The following is a 16884-nucleotide window of genomic DNA, read 5'->3' as shown; positions in this document are numbered from 1 at the left end:
CGGGCAGTCGTCCATGACGGACCGACCTGCGTTTCTGCAGGTCGGAGGGGGTCCTACAGGTCGTAGTACAGCTCGAACTCGTGCGGGTGCGGCCGGAGCGCGATCGGGGCGATCTCGTTGGTGCGCTTGAAGTCGATCCAGGTCTCGATCAGGTCCGGGGTGAAGACGTTGCCCGCGAGCAGGTACTCGTGGTCGGCCTCCAGCGCCTCCAGGACGGCCGGGAGGGAGGAGGGCACCTGCGGGACGTTGGCGTGCTCCTCGGGGGCCAGCTCGTAGAGGTCCTTGTCGACCGGCTCCAGCGGCTCGATCTTGTTGCGGATGCCGTCGAGGCCGGCCATCAGCATGGCGGAGAAGGCCAGGTACGGGTTGGAGGACGGGTCCGGCGCGCGGAACTCGATGCGCTTGGCCTTGGCGTTGGAGCCGGTGATCGGGATGCGGATCGCGGCCGAGCGGTTGCGCTGCGAGTAGACCAGGTTGACCGGGGCCTCGAAGCCCGGCACCAGGCGGTGGTAGGAGTTCACCGAGGGGTTGGTGAACGCCAGCAGCGAGGGGGCGTGCCGGAGCAGGCCGCCGATGTAGTAGCGGGCGGTGTCGGAGAGCCCGGCGTAGCCCTGCTCGTCGTAGAACAGCGGCGTGCCGTCGGTCCACAGCGACTGGTGGACGTGCATGCCCGAGCCGTTGTCGCCGAAGATCGGCTTCGGCATGAAGGTGGCGGTCTTGCCGTTCCGCCAGGCGACGTTCTTGATGATGTACTTGAACAGCATCAGGTCGTCGGCGGCGTGCAGCAGGGTGTTGAACTTGTAGTTGATCTCCGCCTGGCCGGCCGTGCCGACCTCGTGGTGCTGGCGCTCGACCTCCAGTCCGGCCCTGGCCAGTTCCAGCGACATCTCGGCGCGCAGGTCGGCGAAGTGGTCGACCGGCGGGACGGGGAAGTACCCGCCCTTGTACTTGACCTTGTAGCCGCGTGCGTCGCCCTCGGCGGCGCCGCTGTTCCAGGCGCCGGCCTCCGAGTCGATGTGGTAGAAGGACGCGTTGGCGCTGGTCTCGAAGCGGACCGAGTCGAACACGTAGAACTCGGCCTCGGGCCCGAAGAACGCGGTGTCGGCGATGCCGGAGGAGGCGAGGTAGGCCTCGGCCTTCTTGGCGACGTTGCGCGGGTCGCGGCTGTAGGCCTCGCCCGTGACCGGGTCCTGGATGAAGAAGTTGATGTTGAGGTGCTTCTCGGCCCGGAAGGGGTCGAGCCGGGCTGTGGCGAGGTCCGGGACCAGGGCCATGTCGGACTCGTGGATGGCCTGGAAGCCGCGGATCGACGAGCCGTCGAACATCAGGATCTCGGACGGATCGAAGGTCGCCGCAGGTACGGAGAAGTGCTGCAAGACGCCCGGCAGGTCGCAGAATCGGACATCGACGAACTTCACGTCGTTGTCCTGGATGAACTGCTTCACTTCGGCGGCGTTGTTGAACATCCATCCTCCTCGGCGTGCGAATTGGGCTCACCCTAGGAATGGGTCGTTTCCAGCCGGTGACCCGCTCGTTTCCTCGATGTTAACCACACCCCCCGGATGGGCGGCAAAGGCGTACGGGGCAGGGCAAATCACCCCGCCGACCTGGACGCCCCTCCAGAAGTGGTCTGGACCACTTGGAAGCCCGTCCGGAAACGCCCCATGCGCCGGATTCACCCGGTCGGGGGCTGCTCCCCGCCCGGAGGGGTGCCGGTGGCAGTGCGCGCCGTCAGCCCGGTTAGTGTGGATTCGTGGACACCAGAGAAGCGTTGGGATCGTGGATCGACGGCCCCAAGGCGGCCGCCGAGAAGATGGGCGCCGACTTCGGCTACCGCGGCGAGCGCCTCGGGCTGCCGGAGGAGGGCTCCGGCTCGCTCGCCGGCCCCGGTCGGCGCATCGGCGCCCTGTTCGTGGACGCCTGGCTGATCTCCCTGATCTCGTACGGGTTGATCGCCCGCGGCGACCTCACCGAGGCCAACCTGTGGACCAGCCCGCTGTACTTCGTCGTGGTGGCCCTGCTGCTGTCCACCACCGGTACGACGGTCGGCAAGCGGCTGTTCGGCCTCCGGGTGGTCCGCCTGGACGGCGGTCGCGCGACCATCCCGCAGGTCCTGCTGCGCACCCTGCTGCTCTGCCTGGTGGTGCCCCCGCTGGTCTGGGACCGTGACACCCGGGGCCTGCACGACAAGGCGGTCGGCACCGTCGAGGTCCGGATCTAGCGCGGCCCGTCCGCCCGTCTGCCCGTCTGCCCGCCGGAACGATCTGCCCGCCGGAACGGCGGGACGTCGAAAACGGCGGGACGTCGAAACGGCCCCGCCGCGGAGGTTCCGCGGCGGGGCCGTTCTCGTGTCGTAAGGGAGGGAGGGGGTCAGCGGGCCTGGCCGCCCTTGGGCATCCGGGCGCCCTTGGGCATCGGGCCCTTGGGGATCGGCGCCTTGGAGAGCAGGTCGCCCAGCGCGCGCAGCCGGTCGTTGGTCTCGGTGACCTGGGCGGCGGTGATCGCGCGGGGCAGGCGCATGAGGTGCACCTGCAGCTTCTTCAGCGGGATCTCGCCCTCGCCGTTGCCCACCACGATGTCGTGCACCGGCACGTCGCCGACCACACGGGCCATCTTCTTCTTCTCGGAGGCCAGCAGCTGGCGCACCCGGTTCGGGTTGCCCTCACCGATCAGCGCGATGCCGGCCCGGCCCACGGCGCGGTAGACCGCGTCCTGGTTGCGGGTGACCGCGACCGGGGTGGTGCTGGAGCTCCAGCCGCGCCGGATGTTGTTCAGCACCGCAGCGACCGCGCCCGGCTGCCCCTCCATCTGTCCGAACGCGGCGCGCTCGGCCCGGCGCCCGAAGACGATCGCCATGGCCAGCACGGCCACGATGAAGCCCAGGATGCCCAGGTAGACGGGGTGGTCGATCGCGAAGCCGATGGCGAGGAACACGCCGAAGGTCAGCAGGCCGACGCCGGCGATGATCAGGCCGATCTTGGTGTCGACCTTCTTGGTCATGGTGTACGCCAGACGGATCTGCTTCAGCCGCCCGGGGTTCTCGGATGTTTCCCTCGCCATAACGCTCATGGTACGTGGCACCTGTGCGGGATATCCAAGCCCGGGTACCCGTTCGCCCGAACCGTGACCCGAGTGCCCGTACACCGTCGCGCACAGCGACGCCGGAAGCCCCGAACGGCGCCGGGGCGTCACCGCCGCGGGCGCACCGTCGGGGGAGGCGTCGTCGGGGGGCGTGCTGCCATGGGCGTCACCGCCGCGGGCTCACCGCCGCGGGCGTCACCGCCGTGCGGCCCGGGCCCCCGCCGTTTCCACCGCGACCGCGTCGTGGTGGCGGTCCGCCGCGTACCGGCGGTTCTCGCAGACCGCCGCCCAGGCGTTCTGGCGCGCGTGTTGCTGGCCGGGCGCCAGCAGGACGCTCTCGGCGAACCGCAGCGCCGTCCTCACCGACCGGATCCGCATCTCCATGCCGAACAGCTCCTCTCGTGGCTGATCGTGGCTGAGAAGAATCGAACGCTTGCTGAGCGTCCATCGTCCCCACCCCGTGTTACCAGTCCGTGACCAGGCAGTCAAAGCGTGGTGAACCCAGAAAGGGCGGAGCCGCAGCTCCGCCCTTCCAATGGCTCAAACCCGCCGGGAACCGGTCAGACCGCGGCCTGCTCGCGCCGCTCCAGCGCCTGCCGGTACAGCCGGCCGGCCCGGTACGACGACCGCACCAGCGGGCCCGACATGACGCCGGCGAAGCCCAGCTCCTCGGCCTCCTGCTGGAGCTCGACGAACTCGTGCGGCTTCACCCAGCGCTCCACCGGGTGGTGGCGCAGCGAGGGGCGCAGGTACTGGGTGATGGTGATGAGCTCGCAGCCGGCGCCGACCAGGTCGGCGAGCGCCTGGCTGACCTCCTCGCGGGTCTCGCCCATGCCCAGGATCAGGTTGGACTTGGTCACCAGTCCGGCCGCGCGCGCCTGGGTGATGACGTCCAGGGAGCGCTCGTAGCGGAACGCCGGGCGGATCCGCTTGAAGATCCGCGGCACCGTCTCGACGTTGTGCGCGAGCACCTCGGGGCGGGAGGAGAAGACCTCGGCCAGCTGCTCGGGCACCGCGTTGAAGTCGGGGATGAGCAGCTCGACGCCGGTGCGGCCGGCCTCGCGGCCGGCGGTCATCGCGTGCACCTGGCGCACGGTCTCGGCATACAGCCAGGCGCCGCCGTCCTCCAGGTCGTCGCGGGCGACGCCGGTGATGGTGGCGTAGTTGAGGTCCATGGTGACGATGGACTCGGCGACCCGGCGCGGCTCGTCGCGGTCGAACTCGGCGGGCTTGCCGGTGTCGATCTGGCAGAAGTCGCAGCGGCGGGTGCACTGGTCACCGCCGATGAGGAAGGTCGCCTCGCGGTCCTCCCAGCACTCGAAGATGTTGGGGCAGCCGGCCTCCTGGCAGACCGTGTGCAGCCCCTCCTTCTTCACCAGCGACTGCAGGGCGTTGTACTCCGGGCCCATCTTCGCGCGGGTCTTGATCCACTCGGGCTTCCGCTCGATGGGGGTCTCGCTGTTGCGGACCTCCAGGCGGAGAAGCTTCCTGCCGTCGGGCGCGACAGCGGACACGTGCGACTCCTAGAACTAGACGGGGTACCCCCAGGGTACGCCTGTGGTTGTACGGCCTTCGCCGGGCCTGCCGCCCTGCAATCGCAGGGCAACACGACTACCGGTGAGTAGATTCCCAGTGCGCTCGGCGGTTTTCCGGCCGCCGGGCACGGGCAGACCGGCCCGGCCGGGGCCGGGTCAGCGGCTGAGTGCGGGCTCCGGCAGCTCGGCGAAGAGCTCCGTCAGGTGCCGCTCGACCACCGGCGCCGCCTCGGCGACGGTGAGTTCGCGCTTCAGCTCGCCGGTGAGCGAGGCCACACCCGCGTCGCGGATGCCGCACGGCACGATCTTGTCGAACCAGGTCATGTCCGGGGCGCAGTTGAGCGCGAAGCCGTGCATCGTCACCCCGCGGGCGACCCGCACGCCGATGGCGGCGAGCTTGCGGTCGTCACCGCGCTGTCCGGCGTTGGAGGGCGCGTACTCGGGGCCGGCCAGTCGCGGGTCGATGCCCAGCGGCAGGCCCATCCGCAGGGTCAGCCTGCCGAGGTCCACCACCTGGGCCGGGTCGACCACGGCGTCCGGGAGGGACTCGCCCAGCACCCAGACCCCGCTGCGGCCCTCGACCCGGGTGGTTCCGACGCCGAAGTCGGCGGCGGCGCGGATCAGCGCCTCCTCCAGTCGGCGGACGTAGGCGATGACGTCGATCGGGTCGGGCAGCTTGACGATCGGGTAGCCGACCAGCTGGCCGGGGCCGTGCCAGGTGATCTCGCCGCCCCGGTTGACCTCGACCACCGGGGTGCCGTCGAGCGGCAGGTCGGCGGGGTTGGTGCGCTTGCCCATCGTGTAGACGGACTGGTGCTCCAGGAGCAGGACGGTGTCGGGGATCTCGTCCGCGACCCGCAGGGCGTGCAGCCGCTGCTGCTCCTCCCACGCTTCCTGGTAGGGCACGGTGCGCTCACCTATGCCCATGTGAACAAAACGCACGTTCTCGCTCACCGCTGCCGCTCCTTGCCAGGCGTTCGAGACCAACCTCGCCACTGTACGCCCAGCCCGACCGGGGTCGACCAGCCGCCTTGTCCCGGCCCGGCGCCCCGCCCCGCGCCCGCCCGGTGCCCCGCCCGCCCATCTGCCCGGCGTCGCCCGGTCGGCCCGCTCAGACCCCCTCCCGGTCGGCCCGCTCAGACCCCCTCCCGGTCGCCCGCTCAGGCCCCCTCCCGGTGGCCCGCTCAGGCCCCCGCGAGCAGCTGCAGGCGCAGCGCGAGCTGGAGTTCCAGCGACCGCTCCGGGTGGTTCCAGTCCCGCCCGAGCAGCGCCTCGACCCGGTCCAGCCGCTGCACCACCGTGTTGACGTGGACGTGCAGCTCGTCCTTGGCCCGGGTGAGGCTGCCGCCGCAGTCGAAGTAGGCGCGCAGGGTGCGGACCAGCTCGGTGCCGCGCCGGGAGTCGTACGCGAGCAGCGGGCCGAGAGCCGCGCCGACGAAGCCGTCCACGTCGTGGCCGTCGCCGAGCAGCACCCCGAGGAAGCCGAGCGCACGGGCCGAGGCGCCCTCCCCGGCGCGGCCGAGCACCCGCAGCGCCCGTACGCAGCGCAGGCCCTCGGCGTACGCGGCCGCCAGCGCGGTCGGACCGGCGGACGGGCGGCCCGCGCCGACGGTGACGGGGAACCCGGCCAGTCGGGCCAGCCGTTCGGCGGCCTGCCGGGCGGTGTCCTCGGGATCCCCGTCGGTGCCGGCCTCGATCGGGGCCAGCAGCACCACCGCCTCGCCGTGCTCGGCGCTGACGCCCCGGGAGCCGAACAGGTAGCGGCGGGCCGCGCCCGCCAGCCGTCCGCGGTCGGTGCCGGTCGGCTCGGCGGGCTCCGCCACCAGCACCAGGTGCGGCCGGGCGAGGTCGACGCCGAGCCGGCGGCCGCGCGCGGTGAGTCCGGCCGGGTCGCGTTCGGGGGAGGTGAGCAGGTCGGTGAGCAGTTCGCCGCGGACCCGGTTCTCGGTCTCGGCCACCGAGCGGCGCAGCAGCAGGAGCAGCGCGGTCACCACGCTGGCCCGTTCGAAGAGGCGCCGGTCGGCGTCGTCGAGGTCGGGCCGCCCGCGCAGCACCATGGTGCCGAGCGCGTCGTGCCCGGCCAGCACCGCGCAGACCCACTGCTCGCCGTGCCGTACGGACCGTCCCTCGGTGCGGGAGGCGGCGGCCGCCGCGGCCAGCTCGGCGGCGGGTGCGGCGCGTCCGGCCAGCGGCTCGCCCTCGGCGTCGAGGACCGCTATCTCCCCGCCCAGCAGGGCCGCGACGGCGGCGGCGACGTCCGGCACCTCGGCGCCGCGCAGCACCAGGTCGGTGAGCCGGTCGTGCGCCTGCTCGGCGCGCTGGACGGCGGCGGAGTGCGCCCGGACCAGCTCGTTGGCGGCGTTCAGCTCGGCGAGCGCGGCCCGGGTGTCGGCCAGCGACTTGGCGGTGTCCAGGGCGATCGCGGCGTGCGCGGCGAGCGTGCAGAGCAGCGCGACCTCGTCGGGGGAGAAGGCGCGGGGCGAGCGGTCGGCGGCGAACAGCACCCCGATGACCTGGCCGCCGAGCAGCAGCGGCACCCCGATGATCGCCACCAGGCCCTCGTCCAGGACGCCCGCGTCGATCGTGCCGGTGTGGTGGAAGCGCTCGTCGGTGCGGTAGTCCGGGGTCGCGTACGGGCGGGCGGTCTGCGCGACCAGCCCGCCCAGGCCGTCGCCGAGGCTGAGCCGCAGGGTCTGGAACAGGACGGAGACGGAGCCGTCGGTGACCCTCATGTAGGTGTCACCGGCGGCCTCGTCCGGCAGGGTCAGGTACGCGGTGTCGGTGCCGAGCAGCATCCGGGCCCGGCGGACGATCGCCTGGAGCACGGTGTCCAGCTCCCGGGAGGCGGCGAGGTCCCCGGCGGTGTCGAACAGTGCGGTCAACTCCGCTTCGCGGCGCCGGTGTTGACGCAGGGTGCGGTGGACGCGCAGGGCCTGCCAGGTGGCGTCGTCGATCTCGGCGAGGGTGCCGGCCGACGCCCCGCGGCGGCGGGCGTCGGCCAACACGTCGGCGAAGTCCTCGGTGGCGGCGCCCGAGGCGAGCAGGTCGAGCAGCCGCCGCAGCGCGGGGGCGGCGCTTTCGTGAGGGTGGTTCATGGTGCGTGCCGCCAATCGGCGTCGGTTCGTCGATTCCGGGAAATCGCGATGGTAGCGGCTCGGTCCTCAGGCCACGGCGGGCTTCCCGACCGCACCGGCGTCCGCCGACTGCGCTTCCTGGCCCGCCTGTTCGTCGATCGCGGCGAGGTCCCGTCCCCTGGTCTCCCGCCCGCAGAGCACCGCCAGCACCGTGACCGCCGCCGCGATGGCGACGTACACCGAGATCGGGGTCGAGCTGCCGTAGTCCTTCAGCAGCGCGGTGGCGATCAGCGGCGCCGGGGCGCCGGCCGCCACGGAGGCGAACTGGGCCCCGATCGAGGCGCCCGAGTAGCGCATCCGGGTGGCGAACATTTCGGAGAAGAAGGCCGCCTGGGGCGCGTACATCGCGCTGTGGAAGACCAGCCCGACGGTCACCGCGAGCACCAGCGAACCGAACGACCGGGTGTCCACCATCCCGAAGAACACGAACGCCCAGATCCCGACCCCGACCGCGCCCACCAGGTACACCGGCTTGCGCCCGACCCGGTCGGACAGCGCGCCGAACAGCGGGATCAGCGCGAACTGGACCGCGGAGCCGATCAGTACGGCGTTCAGCGCGCTCTGCTTGCCGAAGTGCGCGTGGGTGACCGCGTAGGTCAGCACGAACGTCGTCATCACGTAGTACGAGATGTTCTCCGCCATCCGCGCCCCCATGGCCACCAGCACCTCCCGCCAGTGGTTCCTCAACACGCTGACCAGCGGCGGCTGTTCGGCGGTCTCCCGGTTCTGCTGCGCCGCCAGCGCGGCCTTGAACAGCGGCGACTCGTCCACCGCGAGCCGGATCCACATCCCGACCGCGACCAGCACCGCCGACAGCAGGAACGGCACCCGCCAGCCCCACGAAAGGAACGCCGCGTCCGACTGCAGCGAGGTCATCAGTGACAGCACCCCCGCCGCCAGCAGGTTCCCGGCCGGCGCCCCGCCCTGCGGCCAGGACGCCCAGAAGCCGCGGCGCCGCTGGTCCCCGTGCTCCGACACCAGCAGCACGGCCCCGCCCCACTCACCGCCGAGCGCGAACCCCTGCACCAGCCGCAACGTCGTCAGCAGCACCGGCGCCGTGACCCCGATCGAGTCGTACGTCGGCAGCAGCCCGATCGCCGTCGTCGACCCGCCCATCAGCAGCAGGCTCACCACCAGCAGCCGCTTGCGCCCCACCCGGTCCCCGAAGTGCCCGAACACCAGGGCGCCGATCGGCCGCGCCGCGAACCCGATCGCGTACGTGAGGAACGACAGCAGCGTCCCCGTCAGCGGATCGCTGTGCGGGAAGAACACCTTCCCGAACACCAGCGCCGCCGCCGTTCCGTACAAGAAGTAGTCGTACCACTCGATGGTGGTCCCGATCAGACTCGCCGCCACTACCCGAGGGAGTGAGCGGCTGGGGGCTGCTGCGGTCATGGGTCACCACTTCCAGGCCGGGGGAGACGATGTCGCCACAAGGTAGGAACCCCCTGCTCCGGGGACTATGTGCCCGACCCACATAGTCCTGGGGGTTGATACGGGTTCAAGCCCCATGACCTCAGTGGGCCGTCCAGCCGCCGTCGACGGGGAGGCTGGCGCCGGTGATGTAGGAGGCGGTGGGCGAGCAGAGCCAGAGGGCGAGTTGGGCGACCTCGTCGGGTTCGATGAGGCGCTTCACGGCGGTGCGGTCGAGCATGATCCGCTCGACGACCTCGTCCTCGCGGATGCCGTGCGCGAGCGCCTGGGCGGCGATCTGCTTCTCCACCAGGGGGGTCCGGACGTAGCCGGGGTTGACGCAGTTGCTGGTGACGCCGTGCGGGGCGCCCTCCAGGGCGACCGTCTTGCTCAGGCCCTCCAGGGCGTGCTTCGCGGTGACGTACGCGGACTTGAAGGCGCTGGCGCGCAGGCCGTGGACGGAGGAGATGTTGACGATGCGTCCCCACCCGCGCCCGTACATGTGCGGCAGGGTCCGGCGCAGGATGCGGAACGGGGCCTCGACCATCACCCGCTGGATGAGGGTGAAGCGCTCGGGCGGGAACTCGTGCACCGGGGCGACGTGCTGGAGCCCGGCGTTGTTGACCACGATGTCGGCGTCGTCCGGCAGGGCGTCCACGGCCTCGGGGTCGGCGAGGTCGGTGACGATCGCGCGCCCGCCGATCCGCTCGGCGAGCTCCGCGGCCGGAGCGGCCGAGAGGTCGACGACGTAGACCCGGGCGCCGGCCCCGGCGAAGGCCTCGGCGCAGGCCCGGCCGATGCCCGAGGCGGCCCCGGTGACCAGGGCCGTACGGCCGTCGAGCGGGCGGGCTGTAGTGGTGTCCATGGCCGAGAACGGTAGGAATCGGTTGCCCCGGCTCCCATGTGGCGGGCCGCTACAGCATCCCGCCGGGCTGTGGCGGCAACCACTACGACCCTCGATCGACGGTTCGACCCCGGAAAGCCAAACCCATGGTGACCCCGCTTCCCCACAATGGGCGCGGTTGCTTCACCCGTTCGGAGGATTGCTCGGTCAGATCCACCCATAGCGCCCGAATGCTCGCTACATTCACGCCGATTCCCGACAGGGGGCGCCGCCCCAGGCCGCCGAAGTGCTGGTAGAGCCCGGTGCGACGTCCGAGAGGTGTTGACAGACATGCCCCAACGGCCTGCAACCGACAGCCCGGCGTACGGACCGCTCGACCCGCTCGGCCACCACCGAGGGCCGGTCGGTCGGAGCCTTCCGGACGCCCCCGACGCCCTGGCCCCGAACGCCCTCACGGGCGACACGCTGACCGCCGACGCCTCGACCGCCGACGAGCTGCGGCTGCCCGCGCAGGCCACACCCGAACGGCACGAGACCCCCGGCACCCCCGCGCGGGGCTCCGGCCACTCCGGCCCAGCCCCGCAGAACGGCCAGCTCGCCGCACTGATCGAGGAGGCCGGCTTCTCGCACGCCGGCCTGGCCCGCCGGGTCGACCAGCTCGGCCTGGAACACGGCCTCGACCTGCGCTACGACAAGACCTCGGTCACCCGCTGGCTGCGCGGGCAGCAACCCCGCGGCGCCACCCCGGCCCTGATCGCCGAGGTCTTCACCCGACGCCTCGGCCGCCGCCTCACCGCCCAGGACCTCGGTCTGGACGCCTGCGCCCCGGTCTACGCCGGCCTGGAGTTCGCCGAGACGCCGCAGGAGGCGGTGGACATCGTGGCGAGCATGTGGCGCAAGGACAACGGCCCGCAGTCCGAGCTGCGCCGGATCGCCTTCACCCCGGCCGGCCTGGTCGTGCCCAGCCGCGACTGGCTGATCGGCCGCACCGACGAGCGCGTCGCCCGGGACGGCTCCACGCTGGCCCGCCCGGACACCGCCACCGGACCACCGGCCGCCGGCAGCGCCTCCGCCGCCATCACCGGCGCCCCGCAGAGCGCGCCCGGCTCGTCCCCGGTGGGCCCGGCACGCGGCTCCGCCGCCGGGCTCGCCGGTGCGCCCACCGCGCGCAGCACGGCCGGCACGACCGGCACCGCCCCCACCATCGGCCGGGTGCCCACCCAGAGCCGCCGCCCGCCGGTCGCCGTCGAGCCGCCGTACACCGACCCGGCCCGCGAGTCCCGCCCCGCCCTGCGGGTCGGCCGCGGCGACATCGCCGCCATCCGCGCCGTCGGCGACCTCTTCCGCGCGCTCGACCACGCCTACGGGGGCGGGCACGCCCGCCAGGCGCTGGTCCGCTACCTGGAGAGCGAGGCCGAGCCGATGCTGCGCGGCCGCTACGGCGAGCAGATCGGCCGGGCCCTGTTCGGTGCCGTCGCCGACCTGACCCGGCTGGCCGGCTGGACGTCCTTCGACATCGCCGCACACGGCCTCGCCCAGCGCTACTTCGTCCAGGCGCTGCGGCTGTCCCAGGCCGCGGGGGACCGCGCGCTCGGCGGCTACGTGCTGGTGACGATGAGCCAGCAGGCCGTCCACCTCGGCCACGGACGGGAGGCGGTCCAGCTCGCCCGCGTCGCGCAGCAGGGCGTGGGCACCTCCGTCCCGCCGGTGGTCCAGTCGCTGATGCACGCCGCCGAGGCCCGCGGGCACGGCCTGCTGGGCGACGTCCGCTCCTGCACCACCGCCCTGGTGCGCGCCGAGCGGGCCCTCGCAGCGGCCCGTACCGGCGACGAACTGCCCGCCTGGGCACGGTACTTCGACGAAGCGCAGCTCTCCGACGAGTTCGCCCACTGCTACCGCGACCTGCAGCAGTGGCGCACCGCCGCGCAGCACGCCGAGAAGTCACTGCGGCTGCGCTCGCCCGCCTACGCGCGCAGCCGGATCTTCTGCCGACTGGTGCTGGCCACCGCCCGGCTCGGCATGGGGGACCTCGACGAGGCCTGCACCATGGCGACCGACGCGCTGCGGGCGGCGGGCGAGATGCGCTCGGCCCGCTCCCTGGAGTACGTCCGGGACTTCCACCGCCGCCTCACCCCGTACCGCGGCAGCCCGGTCGCCCGCGCCTTCGAGGAGACGGCCCGCCACGCGGGGGTGATCTGACCGTCCGGGCCGACGAGGGGCCCGGGCCGAAGCCCGGGCCCTCGGCTTCCCGGCACGCCGCCGGTCCGTCCCTCACCCGGCGGACCGCCGACGTGCCCTGCTCACCCCGGGAAGACAACAGCCGTCTGCCGACCGCCGGCAACCGACGCCGCCGAACGGTGGCAACAGCCGTCCGCCGACCGCCGCCGGGCCCCGGAACCGAACGGGCTCCCTCAGGCCGCCGCCTCCGCCTCCCGCACGTCGGCCGGGACGCCGAGGTCGCGCAGCACCGCCTGCGCCACCCGCTGTCCGGAGACCAGCGCGCCCTGCACGGTGCTGGTGTCCCGGTGGTCCCCCGCGACGTACAGCCCGGCCAGCAGGCGCACCGGGCGCCGGGTGTTGTGCGGCGGCGGCATCGCGGGCAGCGCGTCCGGGACGTGCCGCACGCTGAGGAACTGCCAGCCCGTCGTGGCGGTGCCGTACAGCTCGGCGAGCCGGGCCCGGACGGCCGGTTCCAGTCCGGCCGGGCCGCCCGCGTCGAAGGCGCGCCGCCCGAGCACGGTGGTGGCGACCAGCGCCTGGCCGGCCGGGGCGTAGGACGGGTGCAGCTCGCTGAGCACCAGTGAGTGCGAGACCAGCGGCGGGTGTCCGTTCGGCCGGTCGCCGTCGAGCAGCAGCACGGCTTCGCCCACCGGGGCGCGGTCGGCCGCGTGGTAGAAGGTCGTGACGGGGTGGAAGGCCGGTAGCCGTAGACCGGGCAGCAGTTCGGCGGCGCAGCGGGCGTCGGTGGCGACGACGACGGCCTGGGCGCCGATCCGGCCGTGGCCGGCGGTCTCCACGCCGTCCGCGGCGATCGAGGTGACCTGCACCCCGGTGCGGACGGTGCCGGCGGGCAGGGCGGCGGCCAGTTGGGCCGGTACCGCCGCGATCCCGCCGGCGGGCAGACAGAGCCGCCCGCGCGCGTACGAGCGCAGCACCAGGTCGGCGACCCGGCTGCTGGTGCCGAGCGCCGGATCGCTGAGCAGGGCGCTGAGCAGCGGGCGCAGGAAGCCGTCGACGGTGCGCGGGGCGAGCCCGTGGCCGGCCAGCGCGCGGGCGGCGGTGGTCTCCGGCCGGGCCTGCAGCCGGCTGATCGGGGTGGTGGCGAGCCGGCCGAGCCAACTGCCCAGCCGGGCCTTGTCCAGCGGGCTGCCGAGCGGGCCCCGGGTGGCGGCCTGGCGGGCGGCGGTGAGCTGCGGGTCCCCGGCGCGGTACCGGCGGCCGCCGCTGTGCACGAGTACGCCGGGCGCGAGCGGGCGCAGGTCGAGGCGGTCGAGGTCGAGCGCGCGGCGCAGCTCGGGGAAGGCCGTGTTCAGCAGGTGGCTGCCGTCGTCGAGCCGGAATCCGTCCAGCTCGCGGGTGGCCATCCGGCCGCCGATCCGGTCGCTGCTCTCCAGGAGCCGAACGGTGAGGCCGCGGCCGGTGAGTTCGCGGGCGGCGGCCAGGCCCGCGAGGCCGGCGCCGACCACGACGACGTCCGGGTCGGACGGCCGACGGGCGCGGCGGGTGAAGTCGTACGTGGGCACTGGCGTGCTCCCTCCCTGGTCCCGGGGCTCCGGCCGACGCAGGCAGCGGGGTGCCGGGACACGGTCCGAGGAGGGTGATGCCCAGTCAGTGTGAGCATCAGACAAGCGCATCGAGCCGGATTCGAGGGCGGGTCGGGGTTGTGCGGCGCCGGGCGGGGGCGCGGTCACGGACAGTGCGCCGTGGTGGCCGGGTTCAGGGGTTGGCGGGCGCGCACGGTCACCGGGGGCGTGCGACGCGCCCGCCGTGTGCTCCCGTGCGCCCCCTCCCGGAGCCCCGTCCGACCCCCGCTCGGCATATGCCCCTGGCCAGGGTGGATGCCGTAGCCGGGGGTACGCATCGAGCCCGGCGCGCGTACGTCACAGCGCCGCGAGCACCGCCGAGTAGACGTCCGGGTGCGTGAAGCGGAAGCCCGCGTCCGAGAGCCGCCGCGGCACCACCCGGTGGCTGCCGACCACCTCGACCGCCAGCTCGCCCAGCACGACCTTGAGCACCGCCTCCGGCACCGGGAACGGCGTAGGTCGCCGCAGCGCCCGCCCGATCGCGGCGGTCAGTTCGGCGTTGGTCGCCGGGTTCGGTGCCGTCAGGTTGAAGGCGCCGGACAGGTCGTCGTGGTCGATCAGGAAGCGCAGCGCGGCCACCTCGTCGTGCAGCGAGATGAAGCTCCAGTACTGCTGCCCGTCGCCGAGCCGCCCGCCCAGGCCCAGCTTGAACAGCGGGAACAGCCGTCCGCCCGCCCCGCCGGTCGAGGAGAGCACCATTCCGGTGCGCGGGTGGACGACCCGGATCCCGGCCCGCTCGGCGGGCCTGGCGGCGGCCTCCCACTCCAGGCAGACCTCGGCCAGGAAGTCGTCGCCGGCGGGGGAGTCCTCGTCGATCACCCGGTCGCCGGTCTGCCCGTACCAGCCGACCGCGGAGGCACTCACGAGGACCCGGGGCGGCTCCTTCATCCCGGCCAGCGCGGTGGCCAGCGTCTCGGTGCCGTAGACGCGGCTCTCCCGGATCTCCCGCTTGTAGGCGTCCGTCCAGCGGTGGTCGCCGACCCCGGCTCCGGCCAGGTGCACCACCGCCTGGACGCCGTCCAGCCCGTCCTGCTGGACCTCGCCGAGCAGCGGGTTCCAGCCGATGGCCGTGCTGCCGTCGGGCTGCGGGCCCGTCCTGGACCGGTGCCGGACCAGCCGGACCACCTCGTGGCCGTCCGCCAGCAGGGAGCGGACGAGCGCCGAACCGATCAAACCCGTGGAGCCTGTGACAGCGATGCGCATGCGCCCATCCTCGCAGTTCCCGACCGCCCGGGCCGCCCGGGCCGCCCCGACCGCCCCGACGGCCCCGACCGCCCCTGCCGTCCCGAAGGCCTGTCACGTTCGCATGCGGCTCACTAGCATGACGCGCATGCCCGAAGACGATCTGATCATCCGTCCGGCGCAGCCCGAGGACGAGCGCGAACTCGCCGTTCTCAACCGCGCCGCCTGGTCCACCCTGTCCGACGTCTCCCCGGAACCGCCCGCCGCGGACACGGTGTTCGACGAGCGCCACACGCCCGAGCAGTTCCTGCTGGCCGTCCTGGACGGCCGGATCGTCGGGTACGTCCGCCAGGTCCCGCCGACACCGCTGGCCGGCAACCGCCACGTCCGCCAGATCCAGGGCCTCGGTGTCGACGGCACGGTCCGCGGCCGGGGCATCGGCCGCCGGCTGGTCGAGGCGGCCTGCGACGCGGCCCGGGCCGCGGGCGCCCGGAGGATGACCCTGCGGGTGCTCGGCTGGAACGCCCCGGCCCGCCGCCTCTACGAGAGCTGCGGCTTCGTCGTCGAGGGCTCGCTGGCCGAGGAGTTCCTGATCGACGGCTCCTACGTGGACGACATCTGGATGGCCCGCCGCCTGGCCGACTGAGCCCGGAATCCCGCAGATCGCCAGGGGCCCGAGCAGCCCGCGGAGGCGGCGGCCACGCCGTGCGGGCGCGGTGCAGAGTCGTGACACTCCCGCCCTGTCTGGACCGCCGCCACGCCGGGTACCGTACGCCCGTGAGCAACTCGACGCCTCCCGGGTGGTACCCGGTTCCGGGTGCGGACGGCACCCCCGGTCACGAGCGCTGGTGGGACGGCAACGCCTGGACCAGTGAGGTCAGGCCGCTCCAGGGCGGCACCGGACAGCTCGCCGACGCCCCGACGCAGACCTGGCCGCCCTCCGACCGCAAGCCCGGCTACGGCTATCCCGTCGGCGCCCCGGCCCCGGCCTACGGCTACCCGGGCCAGGACGGCGCCCCGACGCCCGGTTACGGCTACCCGGACCACGGCGGCCACCCCGCGGCCCACGGGCAGGACGCCTACGGGGGCCAGGGCGGCTACCCGGGCCAGGCCGGCTACCCCGCCGCCCCGGGCGCGGGCTACGGCTACCCCGGGCCGGGCTACCCGCCGCCGGTCAAGAACAAGTCCGGCATGATCATCGGCATCTCGCTCACCGTGCTGGTCGTCGGCGGAATCATCGCCGGGATCATGCTCAGCGGCGGCGACCCGAAGGCGGACCCGACCCCGAACCCCACCGTCACCGTCACCCAGAACAACAGCCCCTCGCCGAGCCCGACGCCGACCCGGCCCACCACCAGCCCCACCGTGCCGGCGCCCAAGCCCGCGCCGGTCCTCAAGACCACCGTGCCGGACCCGCAGCACGCGATCACCGTCCCGGTCTTCGACGGCTGGGACGCGGGGACGAACTCCGCCCACTCGACGGTCTTCCTCGGCAGCGGCCGCTACACCTGCCCGGACGGCAACTCCTGCATCCGCGGTCAGTTCTCGGTCGAGAAGGACACCGTCCAGGGCGCGACCCCCAAGGCCGCCGCCGACGCCACGATGCCCACCTACGCCGGGCAGATCTTCACCGGGATCACCACGCACACCGACGCCGGCTCCGGCTACGTCACCGTGGCCGGCGTGCTCGGCTACGCCACGCGCTGGCACGTCCGCACCTCGGACGGCACCCAGGGCTACGTCCTGCTGGCCGCCGTCCCGGCCAAGGGCGGCGGCTACGTGATCTTCGAGGGCGGCGTGGACGACGACCCGTCCGCGCCGGACCCCTCGGTGCTGGACCGGATCCTCGACGGCGTCAAGCAGGACACCTCCTCCGGCAGCTCCACCTGAGC

General features: G+C 73.4%; 14 protein-coding genes. 4 read left to right on the top strand and 10 right to left on the bottom strand.

Annotated features, from left to right (window positions below):
- Nucleotides 1-53: 53 nt before the first annotated feature.
- Nucleotides 54-1466 carry a type I glutamate--ammonia ligase gene (gene glnA, locus ACIGG8_RS13350; protein WP_350522584.1) on the bottom strand — a complete coding sequence of 471 codons (1413 nt, stop codon included), beginning with the start codon at nt 1464-1466 and terminating at the stop codon, nt 54-56.
- Between the two features lie 287 nt (nt 1467-1753).
- Here glnA and ACIGG8_RS13345 point away from each other — a divergent pair, with 287 nt between their 5' ends.
- Nucleotides 1754-2221 (top strand): RDD family protein, encoded by a 468-nt coding sequence (locus ACIGG8_RS13345; RefSeq protein ID WP_350522583.1) that lies wholly within the window; start codon nt 1754-1756, stop codon nt 2219-2221.
- A 149-nt stretch (nt 2222-2370) separates the two neighbouring features.
- Here ACIGG8_RS13345 and ACIGG8_RS13340 read toward each other — a convergent pair whose 3' ends face one another.
- From ACIGG8_RS13340 to ACIGG8_RS13310, 7 genes are all read right to left on the bottom strand, one after another.
- The gene (locus ACIGG8_RS13340; protein WP_396547717.1) at nt 2371-3069 is read right to left on the bottom strand and encodes a DUF4191 domain-containing protein; all 699 of its coding nucleotides are present in this window, start codon (nt 3067-3069) and stop codon (nt 2371-2373) included.
- A 207-nt stretch (nt 3070-3276) separates the two neighbouring features.
- The gene (locus ACIGG8_RS13335) at nt 3277-3465 is read right to left on the bottom strand and encodes a hypothetical protein (protein ID WP_396547716.1); all 189 of its coding nucleotides are present in this window, start codon (nt 3463-3465) and stop codon (nt 3277-3279) included.
- Between the two features lie 176 nt (nt 3466-3641).
- A complete protein-coding gene (lipA, locus tag ACIGG8_RS13330; RefSeq protein ID WP_350522580.1) occupies nt 3642-4595 on the bottom strand; it encodes a lipoyl synthase in 954 nt (317 codons plus the stop codon).
- Between the two features lie 177 nt (nt 4596-4772).
- A complete protein-coding gene (gene lipB / locus ACIGG8_RS13325) occupies nt 4773-5543 on the bottom strand; it encodes a lipoyl(octanoyl) transferase LipB (protein ID WP_396547763.1) in 771 nt (256 codons plus the stop codon).
- Nucleotides 5544-5800: 257 nt separating this feature from the next.
- The gene (locus tag ACIGG8_RS13320; protein WP_396547714.1) at nt 5801-7711 is read right to left on the bottom strand and encodes a helix-turn-helix domain-containing protein; all 1911 of its coding nucleotides are present in this window, start codon (nt 7709-7711) and stop codon (nt 5801-5803) included.
- A gap of 66 nt (nt 7712-7777) precedes the next feature.
- Nucleotides 7778-9145 (bottom strand): MFS transporter, encoded by a 1368-nt coding sequence (locus ACIGG8_RS13315; protein ID WP_350522577.1) that lies wholly within the window; start codon nt 9143-9145, stop codon nt 7778-7780.
- A gap of 121 nt (nt 9146-9266) precedes the next feature.
- Complete coding sequence (locus tag ACIGG8_RS13310; RefSeq protein WP_396547712.1) at nt 9267-10028, bottom strand: 3-hydroxybutyrate dehydrogenase; 762 nt, start codon at nt 10026-10028, stop codon at nt 9267-9269.
- Nucleotides 10029-10337: 309 nt separating this feature from the next.
- Here ACIGG8_RS13310 and ACIGG8_RS13305 point away from each other — a divergent pair, with 309 nt between their 5' ends.
- Entirely contained in the window at nt 10338-12206 is a 1869-nt protein-coding gene (locus tag ACIGG8_RS13305) for a regulator (protein WP_396547710.1), read from the top strand.
- Nucleotides 12207-12418: 212 nt separating this feature from the next.
- Here ACIGG8_RS13305 and ACIGG8_RS13300 read toward each other — a convergent pair whose 3' ends face one another.
- The gene (locus tag ACIGG8_RS13300) at nt 12419-13750 is read right to left on the bottom strand and encodes an NAD(P)/FAD-dependent oxidoreductase (protein ID WP_396547709.1); all 1332 of its coding nucleotides are present in this window, start codon (nt 13748-13750) and stop codon (nt 12419-12421) included.
- Between the two features lie 357 nt (nt 13751-14107).
- Entirely contained in the window at nt 14108-15013 is a 906-nt protein-coding gene (locus ACIGG8_RS13295) for a TIGR01777 family oxidoreductase (RefSeq protein ID WP_350522573.1), read from the bottom strand.
- A 127-nt stretch (nt 15014-15140) separates the two neighbouring features.
- Between ACIGG8_RS13295 and ACIGG8_RS13290 the strand changes: the two genes are divergently transcribed.
- On the top strand, nt 15141-15638 hold the full coding sequence (locus ACIGG8_RS13290) for a GNAT family N-acetyltransferase (protein WP_396547707.1): 498 nt from the start codon (nt 15141-15143) through the stop codon (nt 15636-15638).
- A gap of 131 nt (nt 15639-15769) precedes the next feature.
- Nucleotides 15770-16882: a DUF2510 domain-containing protein gene (locus tag ACIGG8_RS13285; RefSeq protein ID WP_396547705.1), complete on the top strand. Its 1113-nt coding sequence runs from the start codon at nt 15770-15772 to the stop codon at nt 16880-16882.
- The last annotated feature ends 2 nt before the right edge of the window (nt 16883-16884 follow it).

Source organism: Kitasatospora sp. NPDC085464 (assembly GCF_044541955.1).
Classification (GTDB): Bacteria; Actinomycetota; Actinomycetes; order Streptomycetales; family Streptomycetaceae; genus Kitasatospora.
Note: the sequence above shows the minus strand (reverse complement) of the source record. Positions and strands in the feature narration are given on the sequence as shown.